Annotated in this window: 18 protein-coding genes and 1 pseudogene; 11 read left to right on the forward strand and 8 right to left on the reverse strand. The window is 59.9% G+C overall.

All coding sequences use genetic code 11. The annotated features are described in order from the left end of the window. Positions 1-160 precede the first annotated feature (160 nt). Positions 161-1,096: a hypothetical protein gene (locus ACK509_RS16210; RefSeq protein ID WP_410767608.1), complete on the forward strand. Its 936-nt coding sequence runs from the start codon at positions 161-163 to the stop codon at positions 1,094-1,096. A gap of 136 nt (positions 1,097-1,232) precedes the next feature. On the opposite strand, the gene ACK509_RS16215 is transcribed toward ACK509_RS16210, so the two are convergent. Both ACK509_RS16215 and ACK509_RS16220 read right to left on the reverse strand, forming a co-directional pair. After that, positions 1,233-1,997 carry an enoyl-CoA hydratase/isomerase family protein gene (locus ACK509_RS16215; protein ID WP_410767609.1) on the reverse strand — a complete coding sequence of 255 codons (765 nt, stop codon included), beginning with the start codon at positions 1,995-1,997 and terminating at the stop codon, positions 1,233-1,235. Between the two features lie 32 nt (positions 1,998-2,029). After that, a complete protein-coding gene (locus ACK509_RS16220) occupies positions 2,030-2,668 on the reverse strand; it encodes a helix-turn-helix domain-containing protein (RefSeq protein ID WP_410767610.1) in 639 nt (212 codons plus the stop codon). A 117-nt stretch (positions 2,669-2,785) separates the two neighbouring features. Here ACK509_RS16220 and paaA point away from each other — a divergent pair, with 117 nt between their 5' ends. The 5 genes from paaA to paaE are packed head-to-tail and all read left to right on the forward strand — an operon-like array spanning position 2,786 to position 5,466. Then, positions 2,786-3,727, forward strand: a complete 942-nt coding sequence (gene paaA, locus ACK509_RS16225; protein WP_410767611.1) for a 1,2-phenylacetyl-CoA epoxidase subunit PaaA — start codon at positions 2,786-2,788, stop codon at positions 3,725-3,727. A 3-nt stretch (positions 3,728-3,730) separates the two neighbouring features. Next, positions 3,731-4,045, forward strand: a complete 315-nt coding sequence (paaB, locus tag ACK509_RS16230; protein ID WP_410767612.1) for a 1,2-phenylacetyl-CoA epoxidase subunit PaaB — start codon at positions 3,731-3,733, stop codon at positions 4,043-4,045. Position 4,046: 1 nt separating this feature from the next. Then, the gene (paaC, locus tag ACK509_RS16235; protein ID WP_410767613.1) at positions 4,047-4,871 is read left to right on the forward strand and encodes a 1,2-phenylacetyl-CoA epoxidase subunit PaaC; all 825 of its coding nucleotides are present in this window, start codon (positions 4,047-4,049) and stop codon (positions 4,869-4,871) included. Continuing rightward, positions 4,868-5,299 (forward strand): 1,2-phenylacetyl-CoA epoxidase subunit PaaD, encoded by a 432-nt coding sequence (paaD, locus tag ACK509_RS16240; RefSeq protein ID WP_410767614.1) that lies wholly within the window; start codon positions 4,868-4,870, stop codon positions 5,297-5,299. The genes paaC and paaD overlap by 4 nt, the downstream gene beginning before the upstream one ends. After that, complete coding sequence (gene paaE / locus ACK509_RS16245) at positions 5,299-5,466, forward strand: 1,2-phenylacetyl-CoA epoxidase subunit PaaE (RefSeq protein ID WP_390226157.1); 168 nt, start codon at positions 5,299-5,301, stop codon at positions 5,464-5,466. Before paaD ends, paaE begins: the two co-directional genes overlap by 1 nt. Before the next feature lie 142 nt (positions 5,467-5,608). Here paaE and ACK509_RS16250 read toward each other — a convergent pair. The 4 genes and pseudogenes from ACK509_RS16250 to ACK509_RS16265 all read right to left on the reverse strand — a co-directional run bounded on the left by ACK509_RS16250 (position 5,609) and on the right by ACK509_RS16265 (position 9,264). Next, a pseudogene (locus tag ACK509_RS16250) lies at positions 5,609-7,060 on the reverse strand (aldehyde dehydrogenase family protein). A gap of 93 nt (positions 7,061-7,153) precedes the next feature. After that, positions 7,154-7,537: a PaaI family thioesterase gene (locus tag ACK509_RS16255; RefSeq protein WP_410767615.1), complete on the reverse strand. Its 384-nt coding sequence runs from the start codon at positions 7,535-7,537 to the stop codon at positions 7,154-7,156. Positions 7,538-7,631: 94 nt separating this feature from the next. Further along, entirely contained in the window at positions 7,632-8,636 is a 1,005-nt protein-coding gene (locus tag ACK509_RS16260; RefSeq protein WP_410767616.1) for an LLM class flavin-dependent oxidoreductase, read from the reverse strand. 157 nt (positions 8,637-8,793) lie between these two features. Beyond that, positions 8,794-9,264, reverse strand: coding sequence for a MaoC/PaaZ C-terminal domain-containing protein (locus ACK509_RS16265; RefSeq protein ID WP_410767617.1), 471 nt, complete (start codon positions 9,262-9,264; stop codon positions 8,794-8,796). Positions 9,265-9,358: 94 nt separating this feature from the next. Here ACK509_RS16265 and ACK509_RS16270 point away from each other — a divergent pair, with 94 nt between their 5' ends. Then, entirely contained in the window at positions 9,359-9,766 is a 408-nt protein-coding gene (locus ACK509_RS16270; RefSeq protein ID WP_410767618.1) for a PaaI family thioesterase, read from the forward strand. 60 nt (positions 9,767-9,826) lie between these two features. Here ACK509_RS16270 and paaK read toward each other — a convergent pair whose 3' ends face one another. Then, positions 9,827-11,119, reverse strand: coding sequence for a phenylacetate--CoA ligase PaaK (gene paaK / locus ACK509_RS16275; protein ID WP_410767619.1), 1,293 nt, complete (start codon positions 11,117-11,119; stop codon positions 9,827-9,829). Between the two features lie 101 nt (positions 11,120-11,220). Between paaK and ACK509_RS16280 the strand changes: the two genes are divergently transcribed. Then, positions 11,221-12,384, forward strand: coding sequence for a thiolase domain-containing protein (locus ACK509_RS16280; RefSeq protein ID WP_410767620.1), 1,164 nt, complete (start codon positions 11,221-11,223; stop codon positions 12,382-12,384). Further along, complete coding sequence (locus ACK509_RS16285) at positions 12,384-13,814, forward strand: zinc ribbon domain-containing protein (protein WP_410767621.1); 1,431 nt, start codon at positions 12,384-12,386, stop codon at positions 13,812-13,814. The genes ACK509_RS16280 and ACK509_RS16285 overlap by 1 nt, the downstream gene beginning before the upstream one ends. A 27-nt stretch (positions 13,815-13,841) precedes the next feature. Here ACK509_RS16285 and ACK509_RS16290 read toward each other — a convergent pair whose 3' ends face one another. Next, the gene (locus ACK509_RS16290) at positions 13,842-15,002 is read right to left on the reverse strand and encodes a thiolase family protein (protein ID WP_410767622.1); all 1,161 of its coding nucleotides are present in this window, start codon (positions 15,000-15,002) and stop codon (positions 13,842-13,844) included. An 82-nt stretch (positions 15,003-15,084) separates the two neighbouring features. Here ACK509_RS16290 and ACK509_RS16295 point away from each other — a divergent pair, with 82 nt between their 5' ends. Both ACK509_RS16295 and ACK509_RS16300 read left to right on the forward strand, forming a co-directional pair. After that, the gene (locus ACK509_RS16295; protein ID WP_410767623.1) at positions 15,085-15,969 is read left to right on the forward strand and encodes a 3-hydroxyacyl-CoA dehydrogenase family protein; all 885 of its coding nucleotides are present in this window, start codon (positions 15,085-15,087) and stop codon (positions 15,967-15,969) included. Then, complete coding sequence (locus ACK509_RS16300; protein WP_410767624.1) at positions 15,966-16,772, forward strand: enoyl-CoA hydratase/isomerase family protein; 807 nt, start codon at positions 15,966-15,968, stop codon at positions 16,770-16,772. The genes ACK509_RS16295 and ACK509_RS16300 overlap by 4 nt, the downstream gene beginning before the upstream one ends. The last annotated feature ends 277 nt before the right edge of the window (positions 16,773-17,049 follow it).

Consider the following 17,049-nt stretch of genomic DNA (forward strand, 5'->3'; position numbering starts at 1 on the left):
CTGAACTTGGTAGCACGCCAATATAATTATGAAGCGCCACATCTGCATCAGCATCCTGTTAGTAGGCGATTCAGCAATGTATCCTTTGCCTACACTTGGGGGGAGTGTCCCCGTTAAGAGCCGAGTTACAATGCGGTTTCTATGCCCATCGATACATCAGATGTACACATTCTCGCAAATACAGAAAGGGGTCAACCTCGGGCGCTCTAACCCCGCCTTCTTCGGTCGGGAACTCAATCGGCTGTACTACAGCCGTTTCTCCCAGCGAGAGTTCAATCACCAGGGCACCGATATCGTTGCTGAAGATTGGGACAATCTCCTCATCCTCGATGCCTGCCGGTACGATCTCTTCGAGCAGCACAGCACCCTCCCCGGTCGCCTCGAATCGCGTCAATCTCGTGGCTCGCACACAGTCGAGTTCCTCCGAGGCAACTTCACCGACCGCGACCTTCAGGACACGGTGTACGTCAGCGCGAGCCCGCAACTGTACGCCCAACGAGATTCTCTCCGTGCAACGTTCCACGACGTCATTCACGTCTGGTCTGAGGAAGGGTGGGACCAAACCCACGGGACTGTTCTCCCCGAAACGATGGCAGAATACGCCCTTCGAGCGAGTGAGAAGTACCCCGACAAGCGGATTATTGTCCACTTTATGCAGCCTCACTACCCATTTATCGGGAGCCCCGAACTCAACTCACGCTCTCCGTTCGAGAGCAGTGACAAGAAACTCGACATCTGGGCCGAACTGATGATGCGAAAGCGCACGGTTGACCCACAGGTTATCTGGGAAGCCTACCGCGACAATTTGCTTCTCGCTCTCCCTGTCGTCGAGGAGTTGATGCAGTCGCTTCCGGGCCGAACAGTCGTCACGTCCGACCACGGCAACATGGTCGGCGAACGTGCGTTCCCCATCCCGATTCGTGAGTGGGGCCACCCACCGGGCATCCACACGAAAGAACTCGTCACCATTCCGTGGCTGGTCTTCGATAACGGTCAGCGTCGCACGATTACCGAGGGAACCCCAATCGATACAGACGAGAGTATCTCGTCGGATGTCGTCACCGACCGGTTAGCCAACCTCGGCTACGTCGAATAACCCCACTTCAACTCGTTTTCTTCGTCCAGCGGTTCACCCCCGTCGATGTTTTCCTCGCCCGCGTGGGTATTCACGTATGTCTGTACGAGAATCGCTCTCCGAACTCCGAATCATCGACACTCACGCACAGTTTAATTCACTCGAAGTCCGGACGCCGACCTTCCAAGAACGCCGAGACACCTTCGTGATGTGCCTCTGTGTCGTAGGCCATCGTTTGGGCGTGGGCCTCGCGTTCGAGACCATCGTTCCACGTGCGCCCGAGGTTGGTGTGAATCGCTTCTTTTGCGAGTGCGAGTGTTTCAGTCGGGCGTGAGGCGAGTGTCTCGGCCATCTCGTCGACGACCGTATCCAGTTCGCCGTCGCCGACGACTTCGTTCACGATATCGAGTTCGGCCGCGCGTTCTGCCGAGATGAGTTTGCCAGTGAAAGCGAGTTCTTTCGCGGCGCGCAGACCGACGAGTCGTGGAAGTGTCACAGTCGCGCCAGCGTCGGGGATGAGGCCGACGTTGACGAACGAGGCGGCAAAGCGTGCTTCTGGCACGGTGTAGGCGAAATCACAGGCGGCGACGAGTGACATCCCTGCACCGACTGCATCACCATTCACGCGCGCGACGACTGGTACCGGGGCGGTGAGGATGGCTTCTGCGACGCGCCCGAGCGTTCCTCTGACTCGTTCGTATGCCTCACGGGCGGTTTCGTCACGTTCGGCCATCGCTTGGATGTCCCCACCCGCGCTGAAGGCGTCGCCGTCACCAGAGACGATGGCCACATCGAAGTCCTCGGAATTCAGTGCTTCGAGCGCCTCAGAGAGTTCGCGGGCAACGTCCGCGTTGAAGGCGTTTTTCACCTCGGGTCGGTCGAACGTCACGCGCCGGATGCCGTTCTCGTCTTCGACTCGCATATCGATGCCTACACAGAAGGTGGCTAAATACCCTACCCGAACACGGACGAACAGAGCGACGACTGGCCGCGCCGGAGTCGTTCGAGAAACGCCGTCTTGCTGATTCCGAGTTCTTCGGCAACTTCGGTGGCAGTGACCGCCTTCGGAATCTCGAAGTATCCCATCTCGTGGGCGACACGGAGGCTCTCGGCTTGCGCGCGCGTCAACCCCCACGCGCGACTGCGCTGGTCGTCGCCCTCCGACCGGAGTGGATAGACGCGCTGGAGTTGAATCCCAACAGTTTGGCCCGCCGTCTCCATCACGCCACGAAGTACGTCGTATCCGACGACGGCCCCGCTCATGGTCGCGCCGCCATCGTGGTAGCGCATGGACTCGACGAGAAATCCAACGTTGACCAGTCTATGGACGACGCAGGGATGCTTCGACAGACAGCGGTACGTGTAGGCCTTCTCACCGCGAGTGACGTGGAGATATCTGATGTTTGGGTCGTCGTCGAGAACGGTCGAGAGGTGGTCATTTGGCGGTGCTGAAAAGTGCAAGAGTACGTTGCCGTCACCCCGTAACTGGGGTGCGCTGGCGTCGATAGCGATATCGACCTGTTCGGTCGCCTGCGCGAGTGGACAATCGTCTCCTTCGATACGAAATTCAGCGACTAAGCATTCGTCTATCATCGTATTTTGCCGCGACTAAGCTCACCCTAACCCGATAGTTCGACGACATCATATATAAAGGCAGTCTATGGACTGGCCAATCGGTAAGTGGTTATCAATGATAGTTTATCGTAGACAATGGACCTCGAAACTGTCAAAGAACTCGCCGGACCGCGGCGCTTCTCTCCGAAGGACGACATGCCCGAGGAGTACCGCAAGGCGGCGACTCGGATGATTCAGTTCCACGCGAACAGCGAAGTCATGGGTGGCTACCTCGAAAAGCCGTTTATCCGCCAAGCGCCCAGCATCGACCGCAAACTTGCGTTCTCCGCGAAGGTGCAGGACGAAATCGGCCACGCGCAGTTGCTCTACCGTGCGGCCGAATCACTCGGCGTCAAGACCCGCGACGAGATGCTTGACGAACTCGCAGCGGGCGAAGGAAAGTTCCTGAACTGCTTCCACTACCCGATGGAGTCGTGGCACGAAGTGCCGATGATTGCGTTCTTCGTCGATGGCGCGGCGATGCACCGACAAGTGACGCTCAAGCAGACGTCGTGGCAGCCCTACGCGCACGCGATGGACAAGGTGTGTTTCGAAGAGGGCTTCCACGTCAAGCACGGGGAGTCCATCCTCTCCGAACTGATGAACGGCTCGAAGGCAACACAAGAGAAGACGCAAGCCGCCTTCGAGAAGTGGTGGCCACGCATCATCCAGTTCTTCGGCCCCACCAACGACAAGTCCGTCCACAACAACTTCGCCCAACAGGTCGGCCTGAAGATGAAGTCGAACGACGAGCTTCGTGACACGTTCCTCGAAACCTACGTCCCAAAAGCCGAGAAGTACGGATTGGTCGTCCCTGAGTACCCACGCATCGAGTACGACGAGGACGAACAGACCTACCACGTCAACGAAGACGACCTCGACTGGGACGAGTTCTGGACCATCGCGAAGAACTCCTCGGACGGAAGCCACGAACAGATTGGAACGCGCGCTCGCGCCCAAGAGGCAGTCGAGTGGGTCCGCGAATCCATGGCTGGCTGGGAACAGTCGTCGAACACCACGCCACAGGCAGCAGACTAAACCATGATTTGGGAAGTATTCAGACAGGACAAACCGGGCGATTACCACAAACACTGTGGGAACGTCCACGCACCAGACCGCGAGATGGCACTCCAGTTCGCGGCGATTCAGCACGGTCGGCGGATGCGAACGCACAGTCTGTGGGTCGTCCCACAGGATGAAGTCGGCGAAATCAGCGCCGACGAAGCGAACTTCGGCGGCTCGACCGACAAGACCTACCGCTGGGCGACGTCGTACACCGACATCGAAGCGGCGGCCCCCGAAGTCGCAGACAGCGAACGAGAACAGGCAGAACACGAAGTCGAGGTAGACAGCTAAGATGGCGAAGATTCAACCAGAAGACCTCACCGACACCCAACAGGCCGCACTCGAAGAACTCCTGTTCCGCCTCGCCGACGACGAGTACGTACAGGGCGAACGCCTCATCGAGTGGCAAATCTACGCGCCGACGCTCGAATCGGACCTCGCGCTCGCGAACATCGCACAGGACGAGTTCGGCCACGCGCGGCTGTGGTACGACCTCCTGCAAGAACTCGGCTACTCCGAAGCAGAAGTTCTCTGGAAACGCCCTGCCGACGACTTCCGACACAGCACGCTCGTCGAACTCCCCTTCGAGGAGGGAGACTGGGCAGACGTTATCCTCCGAGGCTATCTCTACGATGCCGCCGAGCGCCTTCGTCTCGAATCGCTCCTCGAGACGAGCTACGCACCGCTCGCAGACCGCGTTGGTAAGGCACTCAGCGAGGAACGCTATCACCTCGAAAACGCACAGAACTGGCTCGACCGCCTCTGTGAAGGCGACGGCGAGAGCCGAGAACGCGTCCAGACAGCCCTCGACCGCTTGTTCCCTCACGCGCTCTCGCTCTTTGCTGAGCCTGAGTACGAAGACGAACTCATGGATGCTGGGTTCCAGACGGTTTCGACGTACGACCTCGAAATCGAGTGGCTCGACACCGTGATTCCGTACCTCGAATCGCTCGGTCTCGACGTTCCGGACCCTGACGAAGTCGAACGCCCGACTGCCCGTGGACGCGATGGAAGCCACACCGAACACTGGGACGTGTTGGCCGAGGACTTCCGCCGCACGTACCACGAAATCGACGAGCCCGAGCCTGCGAGAATCGGCAGGGAGCGCAAGGCATGAGTACCGAGGAGTCTTCCGGAACGGCGTGTGGGTACACCGAGTACGTAGACGGTGACGTTCCCGAGGAATACCCCAAGACCGGCGAGGGTGCAACGGGCACCGAAGCGAAGATTTGGGAAGCCCTCTACGAAATCGAGGACCCGGAGATGCCTGTCAGTATCGTGGACCTTGGTCTCATCTACGACGTTCGCGTCACCGAAACCGAAGACGACGACGGCGAAGCCGCGACTCTCGGTATCGTCGAGATGACGCTTACGTACACTGGTTGTCCCGCTCGTGACTACATCACGAACGACGTGCAGTGTGCCATCCTCTCGTCAGGTGTCGACGAGGCGTCCGTTCGACTCCGCTTTACGCCCGAATGGACCGTCAGTATGGTCACCGAAAACGGTCGTAAGGCGCTCCGCGAATTCGGGTTGAGTGTATGATGCGCCGTTTCGACCCCAGCACCGAGACGACGGGTGACACCACGGGGGCAGAATGTCCCTACTGTGGTTCGACTGATACCGTCCGCGAACACCCCAAAGGTCCGGGGCTGTGCCGCTCGATGCACTTCTGCAACGAGTGTCTCGAGCCCTTCCAGCGGTTCGAGTAACCGCGTTTCGAGGTCCTCTTTCCTGCGCCCGTAGCAATCTTGGAGAGCGGCGGCGCTCTGAGACGCCCAACGCGCCGCTACGATGCACACAGCGATTCGCTCGAAAACAAAAGCCAATCGAATACGGAAGGAGGGGCCTGCGTCAGCGGATGTTGATGTTGACGTTCTTTGCCTGCGTGAACTCGCGGACGGCTTCGAGACCCTGCTCGCGGCCGTGGCCACTCTGTTTCGTCCCGCCGAATGGCGTCTGTGGGAACGTCACCGGGTACTCGTTGACGCTAACCATCCCGTAGTCCAGTCCGTCCGCGACCTAGTGGGCGCGGGAGAGGTTGTTCGTCCAGATACCGGCGAGCAGGCCGTACGGCGAGTCGTTGGCGATCTCGATTGGGTCGTCGTCCTCATCGAACTCGATGACGGAGAGAACTGGACCGAAGATTTCCTCGCGGGCGACGGTCATGTCGTTCGTTACGTCTGTCAGGACGGTCGGTTCGACGAAGTAGCCCATTTCTTTGTCTTCTGGGATGCCGCCGCCACAGGCAACTGTTGCGCCTTCCTCGACACCGATGTTGATGTACTCCAGTACGTCTTCGCGGTGTTCTTTGCTCACGACCGGACCCATGCGGGCGTCGTCGTCGATACCGGAACCGAGCGGCGTCGATTGTGCGCCTGCGACGACTTTCTCGACTAACTCGTCGGCCACGTCTTCGTGGACGAGGAGTCGAGAGCCCGCCCAGCACATCTGCCCCGCGTTCATGAAGATGCCGTAGTGGACGCCGCGAGCGACTGCATCGAGGTCAGCGTCGGAGAAGACGACGTGTGGGCCTTTCCCACCGAGTTCGAGCGTCACGCCCGTCACGTTGGCGGCGGCGGCGGCCATGACGTGCGTGCCGACGCCCGTACTACCGGTGAAAGTGACGTGTTCCACCTCGGAATGGGAAGCGAGTGCGGAACCTGCCTCGGACCCGCTACCGGGGACGACGTTAACGACGCCATCTGGGAGCCCTGCTTCTTCGGCGGCGATACCGTAGTAGAGTGCGGAGAGCGGCGTTTGACTCGATGGTTTGACCACAGCAGTGTTGCCGCAGGCCAGTGCAGGTGCAATGCTTCGCCCTGCGAGTTGGAACGGGTAGTTCCACGGGACGATGTGGCCAGTGACACCGAGGGGTTCGCGCGTCGTGAAGTTCACGCGGTCACCGGGGACAGGGTTGTAGTCGCCTGTGAGTTTGTCCGTCCATCCGGCGAAGTAGCGGAAGGTATCGATGACCATCTGAACTTCCATGCCCGCTTCGAACGGTGTCTTGCCGTTATCGTGGGATTCGACGAGCGTAATCTCGTCTTTGCGTTCTTCGATGGCGTCGGCCATCGAGTGAAGTTTGGCACGGCGCGTTCCAGGGTCCATGGTTCGCCACTCACTTCCGCGGGCGGTAGCAGCAGACGCAGCGGCGACGGCCGCATCCACGTCACGTTCGTCGGCGCGCGCAACTTCCGCATACGGCTCTTCGGTTGCCGGGTCGAGGGTCTCGATGAACTCGCCCGATTTGCTGTCTACCCAGTCGCCGTCAATGTAGAGACTCGTTGGACCGCGATATTCCATTCTGGATAGACTATTCGACCCCGATTATTAATCATTATTGGTTACTCAAAAACGAGATGACACGTCGAAGTAACACGATTCGGTTTTCACTGACTAGCCGGTTTTGTATACACCACGAGCATCGGCGATGTGTGTCCCGTCTTCGGCGTAGACTGCGACATCGACGGTTCCAACGTCCCCACCGAGGCGGACGACCTCTGCTTCAGCAGAGAGGTCGCCTTGGCCCGCGTTCAGGTAGTCGATTCGCATGTCGATAGTCGGGACAGGTTTCTCGACGAGGCTCACGAGCGCCGCGCCGCCAACTGTGTCAGCCAAGGTAAACGTCACACCACCATGTGCCATCAGCCGGTCCGCGTTCCACGAGAGTTCTTCTCGAAGTTCGAGTCTTCCTGTCGCGTGACCATCTTCTACTTTTGTGAGTTCGATGCCCAGCAAGTCCGCAAAGGGCATCTCCTCGAAAAACGCCTCGATATCCATAGTACTCTCTCTCAGGGAGTTGGTAAGTTGGTTTCGCCGAAGTGGTCGAAAGTGAATATTTTCACGGAATTTTCACGGAAGGTTCAGTGACCTGTCACTCGAAATGTGGGACGACGTCGTCACCGAGTCGTTCGATACACGCGAGTTGTTCGGCGGTGCCGACGCCGGGGTGGTACGTGCGGAAGATGAAGTGGATATCGTCGCCAAGTGCGTCGCGGTAGCGTTCGAGTCCCTCGATGACGTCCTCGGACGTGCCGTAGATTGCCTGCTCGCGGAGTTCGGCGACTCGCTCGTCGGAGAGTTCCGATACCGACTCACCCGAGAATATCTCGGCGTACCGGCGTTGGAGGTAGAGGTATCCGTCTCGCATCGTCTCCCACGCGTCTTCTTTCGAGTCGCCGACGAAACCGTGTTGGAGAACGTAGATGGTGAAATCGCCATCGAGGCCTTCCGATTCACGGACGTTCCGGATATCTTCGACTCGCTTCTTCACGCCGTCGATAGAGAGCGACGATGGGGCACACCATGCATCCGCAGTACGTGCTGCACGTCTGACTGCAGGTTTCGCGCTCCCGCCGAGCATGATTGGAATTTCACGAGCGGGTTTCGGCGTGACGTCCACACCAGTCGCACCCTCGTGAAACGGTGATTCGTGAGAAATCGGTCCGTCACTCCACGAATCTCGAAGGAGGTCGAGCATGTCTGCGAGTCGCTCGACGCGCTCGTCTTGCGGAACACCAAACGCCTCGAATTCGCGTGGATTCGACCCGATTGCGAGTCCGAGCGTCAGCCTCCCGTCGGCGAGCAAGTCCACGGTAGCCGCATCCTCAGCGAGTCGAATCGGATTGTAGAGTGGGCCAAGCGCGATACACGACCCGATTTCGATGTTCTCAGTGACGGCGGCGAGTGCGCCGAGAGAGGGCATCGTCGCAGAGAGGTAACCGTCGTCGAGAAAATGGTGTTCCGAGACCCACGCACTCGCGAGGCCTGACTGGTCGATGGCGCGCCCGAGTGTGAGCATCTCGTCGTAGAGGTCTGCCATCGGTCGGTCGTCGTCAGGCCGTCGCTGACACGTGAAGAGACCCGTTCCGATATCCATGGCTGTCCGTCACAACCTCGAGTATTAATGGTTAGGAACAGCGAAGTAGACTGGTCCGCCGCTTCAACTGAGAGAGTACCACGACGAGTACGACCAGAAAAGCCCCAAAGACGTGCTTTTCATCCGTGATGGGCGACTCAACTTGCAGTTCTTGGGTCTATTCTTCGCCAGCTTTCGTCTTGATGAGGAACTTCATGTCACCCTTGAGGACGACGGTTCCGTCTTGCTTCGTCATCTCGACTTCGAGAGTGACGAGCCCCGCGTCGTCGCGGGTGCTGAGTTCTGATTGCCCGGTGACGACCATCGTCTGCGAGAGCGTGTCGCCGATGAAGACGGGATTCGGGAGGTCCATGTAGTTCATCCCGAGGAAGGCGATGGCGGTGCGTTCGACGAGACCAGAACGATAGACGAAGCCCGTCGATTGTACGAACGTCATCGGCCCGTGGGCGATGCGCTTGCCAAACTGCGTGTCTTTGGCGTACTCTTTGTTGGTATGAAGTTCCGTCCAGTCACCCGAGAGCGCCGAGTGCATCATGAAGTCGGCTTCGGTGACGGTGCGGCCGACGCTCTGGAACTCTTTGCCCACGACGAAGTCCTCGAAGTGATGCGGTTCGTAGCTGTATGCCATACCTGTCCGTCAGCCTCATCGGATAAAGAATTTTACATACCCATCTTTACTGACATTCGGAGCATACTTCACGAGTGAGAGAGACGCAGTTGCTATGACAACATCTGACAGCCACGCCGAGATACGCGAACGCGCATCGAACGACCCCTTCTGCGGTCGCACCGGAATCGAACTCGAAGACGTTGGCGAGGGCACCGCCGAAACACGGGCCGTCATCGACGAAGACCATCTGAATTTCCACGGAACGCCACACGGTGGCCTCATCTATACGCTGGCTGATGCGGCCTTCGCGGCGGCGTCGAACAGCCACGGCGACGCGGCGTTCGCCCTCGAAACCAACATCTCGTATCTCGCCGCCGCGGAAGTTGGCGATACGATTCGCGCGGTTGCGACCGAGACTCATCTGGGTGGACGGACTGCCGAGTACGAAGTCGTCATCTCAGACGACGACGGCGAGCGGATTGCGACGTTTCGCGGGCGGGTGTACAAGCCGAGTCGGTAATCCAGGTCGTCAACGGGTCAGAGAGCAAGGTAAAACGGGCAGTGGAAACAGTAAGCGCGACTACTGCTCGCGGTGGTCGAACACGCGCTTGATTTTCCCGACTTCGGTGCGGCCGATACCACCGTATTCGACGAGGTTCAGCACGTCGGGTTTGAACGACAGCACGTTCACGAGGCGCTCGTGAATCCGTGATTCGAGTTCGTCGGTCGAACCGTCGAACTCCTCCTCGAGTTCGACCGTAATCTCCAGTACATCGAGGTTGTTATCGCGGCGCAGGTCTATGCGGTAGTACGGAGCCACTTCATCGAATTCGAGGACGACCGACTCGACTTCGCTCGGATAGAAGTTGACGCCGCGGACGATGATGAGGTCGTCAGAACGACCGGTCACGTTGTCCATGCGGACGGCGGTGCGGCCACAGTCACAGGTGTCGTAGTTGAGCGTCGTCAGGTCACCAGTTCGATATCGAAGGACGGGAAGTGCGTCCTTTGCGAGCGTCGTCAACACGAGTTCGCCCTCTTCGCCTGCTTCGAGGACTTCCCCAGTGTCGGGGTCGATGATTTCGGGGTAGAAGTAATCCTCCCAGATGTGGAGTCCGTCTTGGGCTTCCTCACACTCGATAGAGACGCCGGGGCCGACGATTTCGGAGAGGCCGTAGAGGTCGATTCCCGTCACGCCGAGTCGTTCTTCGATTTCAGCGCGCATCGGCTCGGTACACGGTTCGGCCCCGAAGATGATGACACGAAGCGGGAGGTCGCGAACGTCGATGCCCATGTCTTCGGCGACTTCGGCGAGATAGAGGGCGTAGGAGGGCGTGCAGGTGATGACGTCGCTGCCGAGGTCGTTCAACAGCTCGACCTGTCGCTGCGTGTTGCCGCCGCCGATTGGGATGACGGTTGCACCAATCTCCTCGATTCCTTGGTGGAGGCCGAGACCGCCCGTAAAGAGTCCATAACCGTAGGCGTTCTGCACCACGTCCTCGGAGCCAACGCCCGCGGCGACGAGACACCGGGAGACGGCCTTGCTCCACACGTCGAGGTCGTCTTGGGTGTACCCGACGATTTTTGGCTTTCCTGTGGTTCCCGAGGAGGCGTGAATCCGAATCACGTCGTCCATATCGACCGCGAACATCCCTGTCGGGTAGTTGTCTCGGAAGTCCTCTTTCGTCGTGAACGGGAGCTTCGAGAGATCCTCGACAGAGTCGATGTCGTCGGGTGTCATCCCCGCCTCGTCTAACTGTTCGCGGTAGTACTCGACGTTCTCGTAGGCATTCCGAACGGTGGCCTGTAATCGCTTGTCTTGTACCGCACGAAGGTCGGCTCGTGAGGTAGTCTCCATACTATCGAATACCATCTGTATCAAATACGACGATTGATTATGATAAAAATGGTGCGGGGATTCCAATGGCCTCTTCGGGGCGAACCTATTTCGCACGTCGCAGGCAAGCGGATATCATGCGAGACGTGTACGTCGTCGGAGCGGGCCAATCGAAGTATGGCGCGTTTCCGGACGAAAGTTACCGGTCGCTGTTCGAGACGGCCTTCGAATCGGCCCTGGACAGCGCCGGTGGAATCGACCCGAACGATATCGACGAGGCAGTCGTCGGGTCACTCGGTGTCGGGGGACGACAACTTGGACTGTCCGGCCCAGCCGTGACCGAACACGTGGGACTCCACGGTGTCCCCTGTTCGAGAATCGAAAACGCCTGTGCTGCGAGCGGCTACGCAGTTCGACAGGCTGTCCAAGCGGTCAAGAGTGGGATGGCCGACGTCGCCCTCGCCGGCGGCTACGAGGTCATGACCGACATGAGCGGCGACGTGGCGAAGTACTGGCTGGGCGTCAGTGGTGAAACCGAGTGGGAGCGACTCACCGGGACGACGTTCTCGGGTGTGTACGCACAGATGGCATCTGCGTACATCGACGCCTACGACGCCTCTTCCGACCACTTCTCGAAAGTCGCCGTAAAGAACCACGCGAACGGCGCGAAGAATCCGAAAGCACACCTCGGATTTACCTGCTCGTTCGACGACGCGCGCAATGCCCCCGTGGTCGCCGACCCACTGAACCTGTATCACTGCTGTCCGACCTCTGACGGCGCGGCGGCGGTCATCGTCGCCAGCGAAGAATTTGCGAAGAAGTGCGATAGTGCCGTCCGCGTCGCGGGCGTCGGTGCCGCCTCCGAACGCGTCGGCCTGTTCCAGCGTGACAGTTACACGTCGATTCGCTCCACCGAGCAGGCCGCAAACACGGCCTACGAGATGGCTGGACTCGGCCCCGACGACATAGACTTCGCAGAGGTACACGACTGCTTTGCCATCGCCGAACTCCTCGCCTACGAAGACCTTGGATTCTGTGGCCGCGGCGAAGCCCCCGACCTCATCGACGAAGGCATCACCGAACTCGATGGTGACCTTCCTGTCAACCCCTCCGGCGGCCTCAAGTCCAAAGGCCATCCAATCGGTGCGACGGGTGCGGGCCAAGTGGTCGAAGCGTTCTCGCAACTCACCGGGCAGGCTGGAGAGAGGCAGATACCGGATGCGAAGGTCGGGCTTACCCACAACGTCGGTGGGTCCGGCGGTGCCGCAGTTGTCCACATCCTCGAAGGGGGTGTTCTCTGATGCACATCGCTGGAATCGGTGCGTACGTCCCCCGATACTTCCTCACCGCTGAAACCTACCGCGAGGCGTGGGGGAAAGGCGGCGCAGCAGGCGTCGAGCAAGTCGCCGTCCCCGACGCTGACGAGGACACGCTGACGATGGCCGCCGAAGCAGGGAGACGCGCTCTCGATGCAACGGACACCGATGCCGAAACCATCACACACCTCGCGTTTGCGACGACCACGCCGCCCATCGAAGCAGAGGAAATCGTCGTCCGTCTCGCGTCACTCCTCGGCGTTCCAGAAAGCGCGACGATGCGCCAGTTTAGCGGCGGGACACGAGCGGGCGTCGGTGCGCTCGCATCCATCACGGCGCTGGATACTGATGGCCCGGCACTCGTCGTCGTCGCAGATAGCCCACAAGGTGCGCCCGAGAGCGACGAAGCCGCGGGTGCTGGCGCAGGGGCAGTCGCACTGCTGCTGACCGACGATGGACCGGTCGAAATCGACGCAGTAGGTGAGTACGGCGAGCCATACCCCGGAACTAGCTTCCGCCGACAGGGGAGTTCAGCGACCGAATCTATCGGCATCACGAAGTACGAACGACGTTCCTACACGTCGGCAGTCGGCGGTGCAGTCGAGGCACTGGAGACAGACATCTCGAACGTCGATGCGGTTGCACTCACAGCACCAGATGGGAAGCTTCCGTACCGTGCCGCTCGCACGCTGGGCGTTTCGAGCGCGCAAATCATGACCGGAACGGTCGTCTCGAAAACTGGAGATACCGGAGCGGCAAGTCCACTGCTCGGCCTCGCATCCGCGTTCGACGACAGTGCCAAAGCAGTTCTCGTCGTCGGGTATGGGTCCGGCGCAGGCGCGACTGCACTGCAACTCTCGGCCACGGGCGAGGTTCCCGTCTCGGGCGTATTCGAAGGTGATACCGAACTCTCCTACGCCGAAGCACTGCGTCGGCGCGGGACCATCACCGGTAAAGAGCCGGAAGGCGGCGGTGCGTACGTGAGCATCCCGACGTGGCGGCAGACGATTCCACAGCGCCATCGCCTCGTTGCGGGCGAGTGTCGCGCGTGTGGCGCGCTGTCGTTCCCGCCGGAAGGGGCGTGCTTCGAGTGCCACGCAACCGAGGGCTACGACGAAGTGACGCTTCCCGGGACGGGTACCGTCGAAGCGACGACAGTCATTGGACAAGGCGGCGCACCACCCGAGTTCGTCGAACAGCAGCAACGCTCCGGAGCGTTCGGCGTCGCCATCGTCGCCTTCGACGGTCCCGAGGACGACGACAGAACAGTGAGCGTCCCCGCACAGGTCGTCAACTCACCTGTGGACGTGCCATCGATGGGCGATACCGTCGAAGCAGTACCGCGCCGCATCTACGAACAAGAAGGCGTGATTCGGTACGGTTTCAAAGTCGTCCCAGTTGACGGTCGCCGGTAGCACAGTCGTCGCAGTTTTTAACACCCCTCAGGGGCGTTCGAACACCGTCGCAACGCCCTGACCGAATCCGACACACATCGTCGCGAGTCCATACGTTCCGTCTCGTCTATCGAGTTCGTGGAGAAGCGTCGTCACGATCCGCGCCCCGGAGCAGCCGAGTGGATGGCCGAGAGCGATTGCGCCACCGTTGACGTTCAGTTTTTCCTCGTCGATTCCGAGTTCCTGTGCGCAGTAGAGACTCTGTGAGGCGAACGCTTCGTTGAGTTCCACGAGGTCGATATCGTCAATCGTGAGTCCCGCTTTGTCGAGGGCCGTGCGACTCGCCGCGATGGGTGCGATACCCATCTCTTCGGGGTCCACGCCGACGACGGCACGCGAAACGATACGCCCGAGAACTGGGAGGTCGTTTGCCTCTGCGTACGACTCTGCGGTGACGAGTGCCCCTGCCGCGCCGTCGGTGAGCGGCGAAGCGTTCCCGGGGGTGACCGATGCGTCTTCGTCGTCGGCGAAGACGGTTGGAAGCGACGAAAGCACGTCTAAGGAAGTGTCCTCTCGCGGGCCTTCGTCGTGTTCCACAACGCCGTCCGGCGTCTCGACGGGGACGATTTCGGTCTCGAATCGGCCAGCGTCGCGGGCATCGAGTGCTCGTTGGTGAGACCGAAGCGCGAACTCGTCTTGGTCGTCGCGTGCAATGTCGTATCGGCGGGCGACCGTTTCGGCGGTGGCGCCCATCGAGAGCGACTTTCCGCCCTCGTAGCGTTCTTCGAGTGTCGGGTGAAGCCAATCAGAGAACGGAATCCGCGACATGTGTTCGACACCGGCGGCGACGTACACGTCGCCATCACCCGCCTCGATTGCTCTGGCGGCGTCGTTGATGGTCGTCAGCGACGACCCGCAAAGTCGAGAGAGCGTCGCACCGGGGACGGATTCTGGGAATCCACCAGCCAAGAGTGCTTGACGTGCGAGGTTTCGTCCCTGTTCGTTCTCTTGGTTCGCACACCCGAGACGGAAGTCGGCCCACGCTTCGGGTTCGACACCCGTCCGTGAGACGAGAGCGTCGAGAATCGCAATTGTGAGGTCTTCGGGGTAGCAGTCGGCGAAGCCACCGTCTTTCTTTGCTTGTGGGGTTCGAACGGCATCGACGACGACGGCGCGCTCGCTGGGCCGGGGAGTGCTACTGCGACTCATACCACTGTGTGCGAGGCTATCCGTCTTGAATCTTCACTAACCAAGGCAAACGATTATGAGGATTCCCGAAGGCCTTCCGATAATGAACGTGAGTGTACTCGGCGCTGGCACGATGGGCCACGGAATCGCCCAAGTCGCCGCGATGGCCGGTCACGACGTAACCATGCGCGACATCGAGGAGGAATACGTCGAAAATGGACTCGAAGCAATCGAGTCGAACCTCCAAGGTGGCGTCGCCCGGGACAAAGTGACCGAAAGCGAGATGGCAGAGACGCTCGACCGGATTTCGATTACGACCGAACTCGAAGACGCAGTCACTGGCTCTGACCTCGTCGTCGAGGCTGTTCCCGAGAAGATGGCCCTCAAACAGCAGACGATGCAAGACGTCGAGGCGCTCGTCAGCGACGAGACGGTCATCGCGTCGAACACCTCTTCGCTCTCTGTCACCGAAATTATGAGCGCCCTCGATAAGCCCGAACGTGGAGTAGGTCTCCACTTCTTCAATCCCGTTCACATCATGGCGCTGGTCGAAGTCGTCATCGCCGAGCAGACGAGTTCGGAGACGCTGACGTTCGCCCGCGAGTTCGTCGAAGGAATCGACAAGACCGCCGTCGAAGTCGGCGACTCGCCCGGCTTTGCCTCGTCTCGTCTCGGCGTCGCACTCGGTGTCGAAGCCATGCGGATGGTCCAAGAGGGCGTCGCCTCGCCTGCCGACATCGACGCCGCGATGGAACTCGGCTACAACCACCCAATGGGGCCGGTCGAACTCGGCGATGTGGTCGGTCTCGACGTTCGACTCGGGATTCTCGAATATCTCCGCGAAGAGTTGGGCGAGCGATTCCGACCGCCACAGATTCTCAAGCGCAAGGTTCGTGCCGGGAAACTCGGCAAGAAGAGCGGTGAAGGCTTCTACGTCTGGGAAGATGGCGAAATCGTCGGTGCGAGCGAGGACGTGATGGACCGATGAGCGAGGTCCAGGCTGTCGCCGAAGAATGTGAAACAGTCGATGTGACCATCCACGACGATGGCGTCGTCACGGTTACACTGAACCGGCCAGATGCACGGAACGCGCTGAACGCAACGCTCCGTGCCGAACTCAAACGCGTACTCGGCGCCATCGAGGAGAGCAGCGCGAAAGTCGTCGTCCTCACGGGTGCAAACGAGGCGAAAGCGTTCGTCGCTGGCGCAGACGTGAAGGAACTCCGCGAACGCGACATGCTCGAACAGCGCGAAGCGAGCAAGCGCCCGCGAGTCTACGAGTGTGTCGATGACCTCAGACAACCCGTTATCGCCCGCATCAACGGTCATGCCCTCGGGGGAGGATGCGAACTCATCCAAGCCTGTGACGTTCGCATCGCCCACGAACGCGCGAAAATCGGACAGCCCGAAATCAATCTCGGAATCATGCCCGGCGGCGGCGGTACCCAACGACTCGTCCGTCTCGTCGGTGAAGGCCACGCGATGCGTCTGATTCTCAGCGGCGAACTCATCTCCGCAAAGGAAGCAGCCCGAATCGGCCTCGTCGACGAAGTGTACAACGGACCCGAGTTCGACGACCGAGTGTACGAACTCGCCGAGATGATGGCCACGAAAAGTCCGGTTGCTCTCGAATATGCGAAGAAAGCCATCAAAGCCGCCTCCAGAATGGACCTCGAACAGGGAATCGAGTACGAAGCAGAACTCTTCGCTCAACTGTTTGCCACGCCCGACAAGAACGAAGGCATCGACGCGTTCTTCGAGGACCGCGACCCAGAGTGGGACGAGCGCTGACGTTCGAACAGTTCGAACGTTTTTTTGACGGTCACCTATCGAACAGAGCAAGGAGTTGGGAGAGACAGCCGAGAACGATGCCTGGGGGCGGTACAACAGCGGACACGGTGGTGTTGGCCTCGCAGTTTTCCGTGACCGACGTTGGGGAGACACACTAAGTTCGAACCTTTCGAACAGAAACCGATTCACAGTGTGAACGAACTGCGAATAAGCCCGTGACACCAGAATACCAGTCGTTCGAGTGGTATGGAGAATGAAACAAGGCAAACCGAACGCC

It is taken from the genome of Haloferax sp. DFSO60, from assembly GCF_046557615.1.
GTDB lineage: Archaea > Halobacteriota > Halobacteria > Halobacteriales > Haloferacaceae > Haloferax.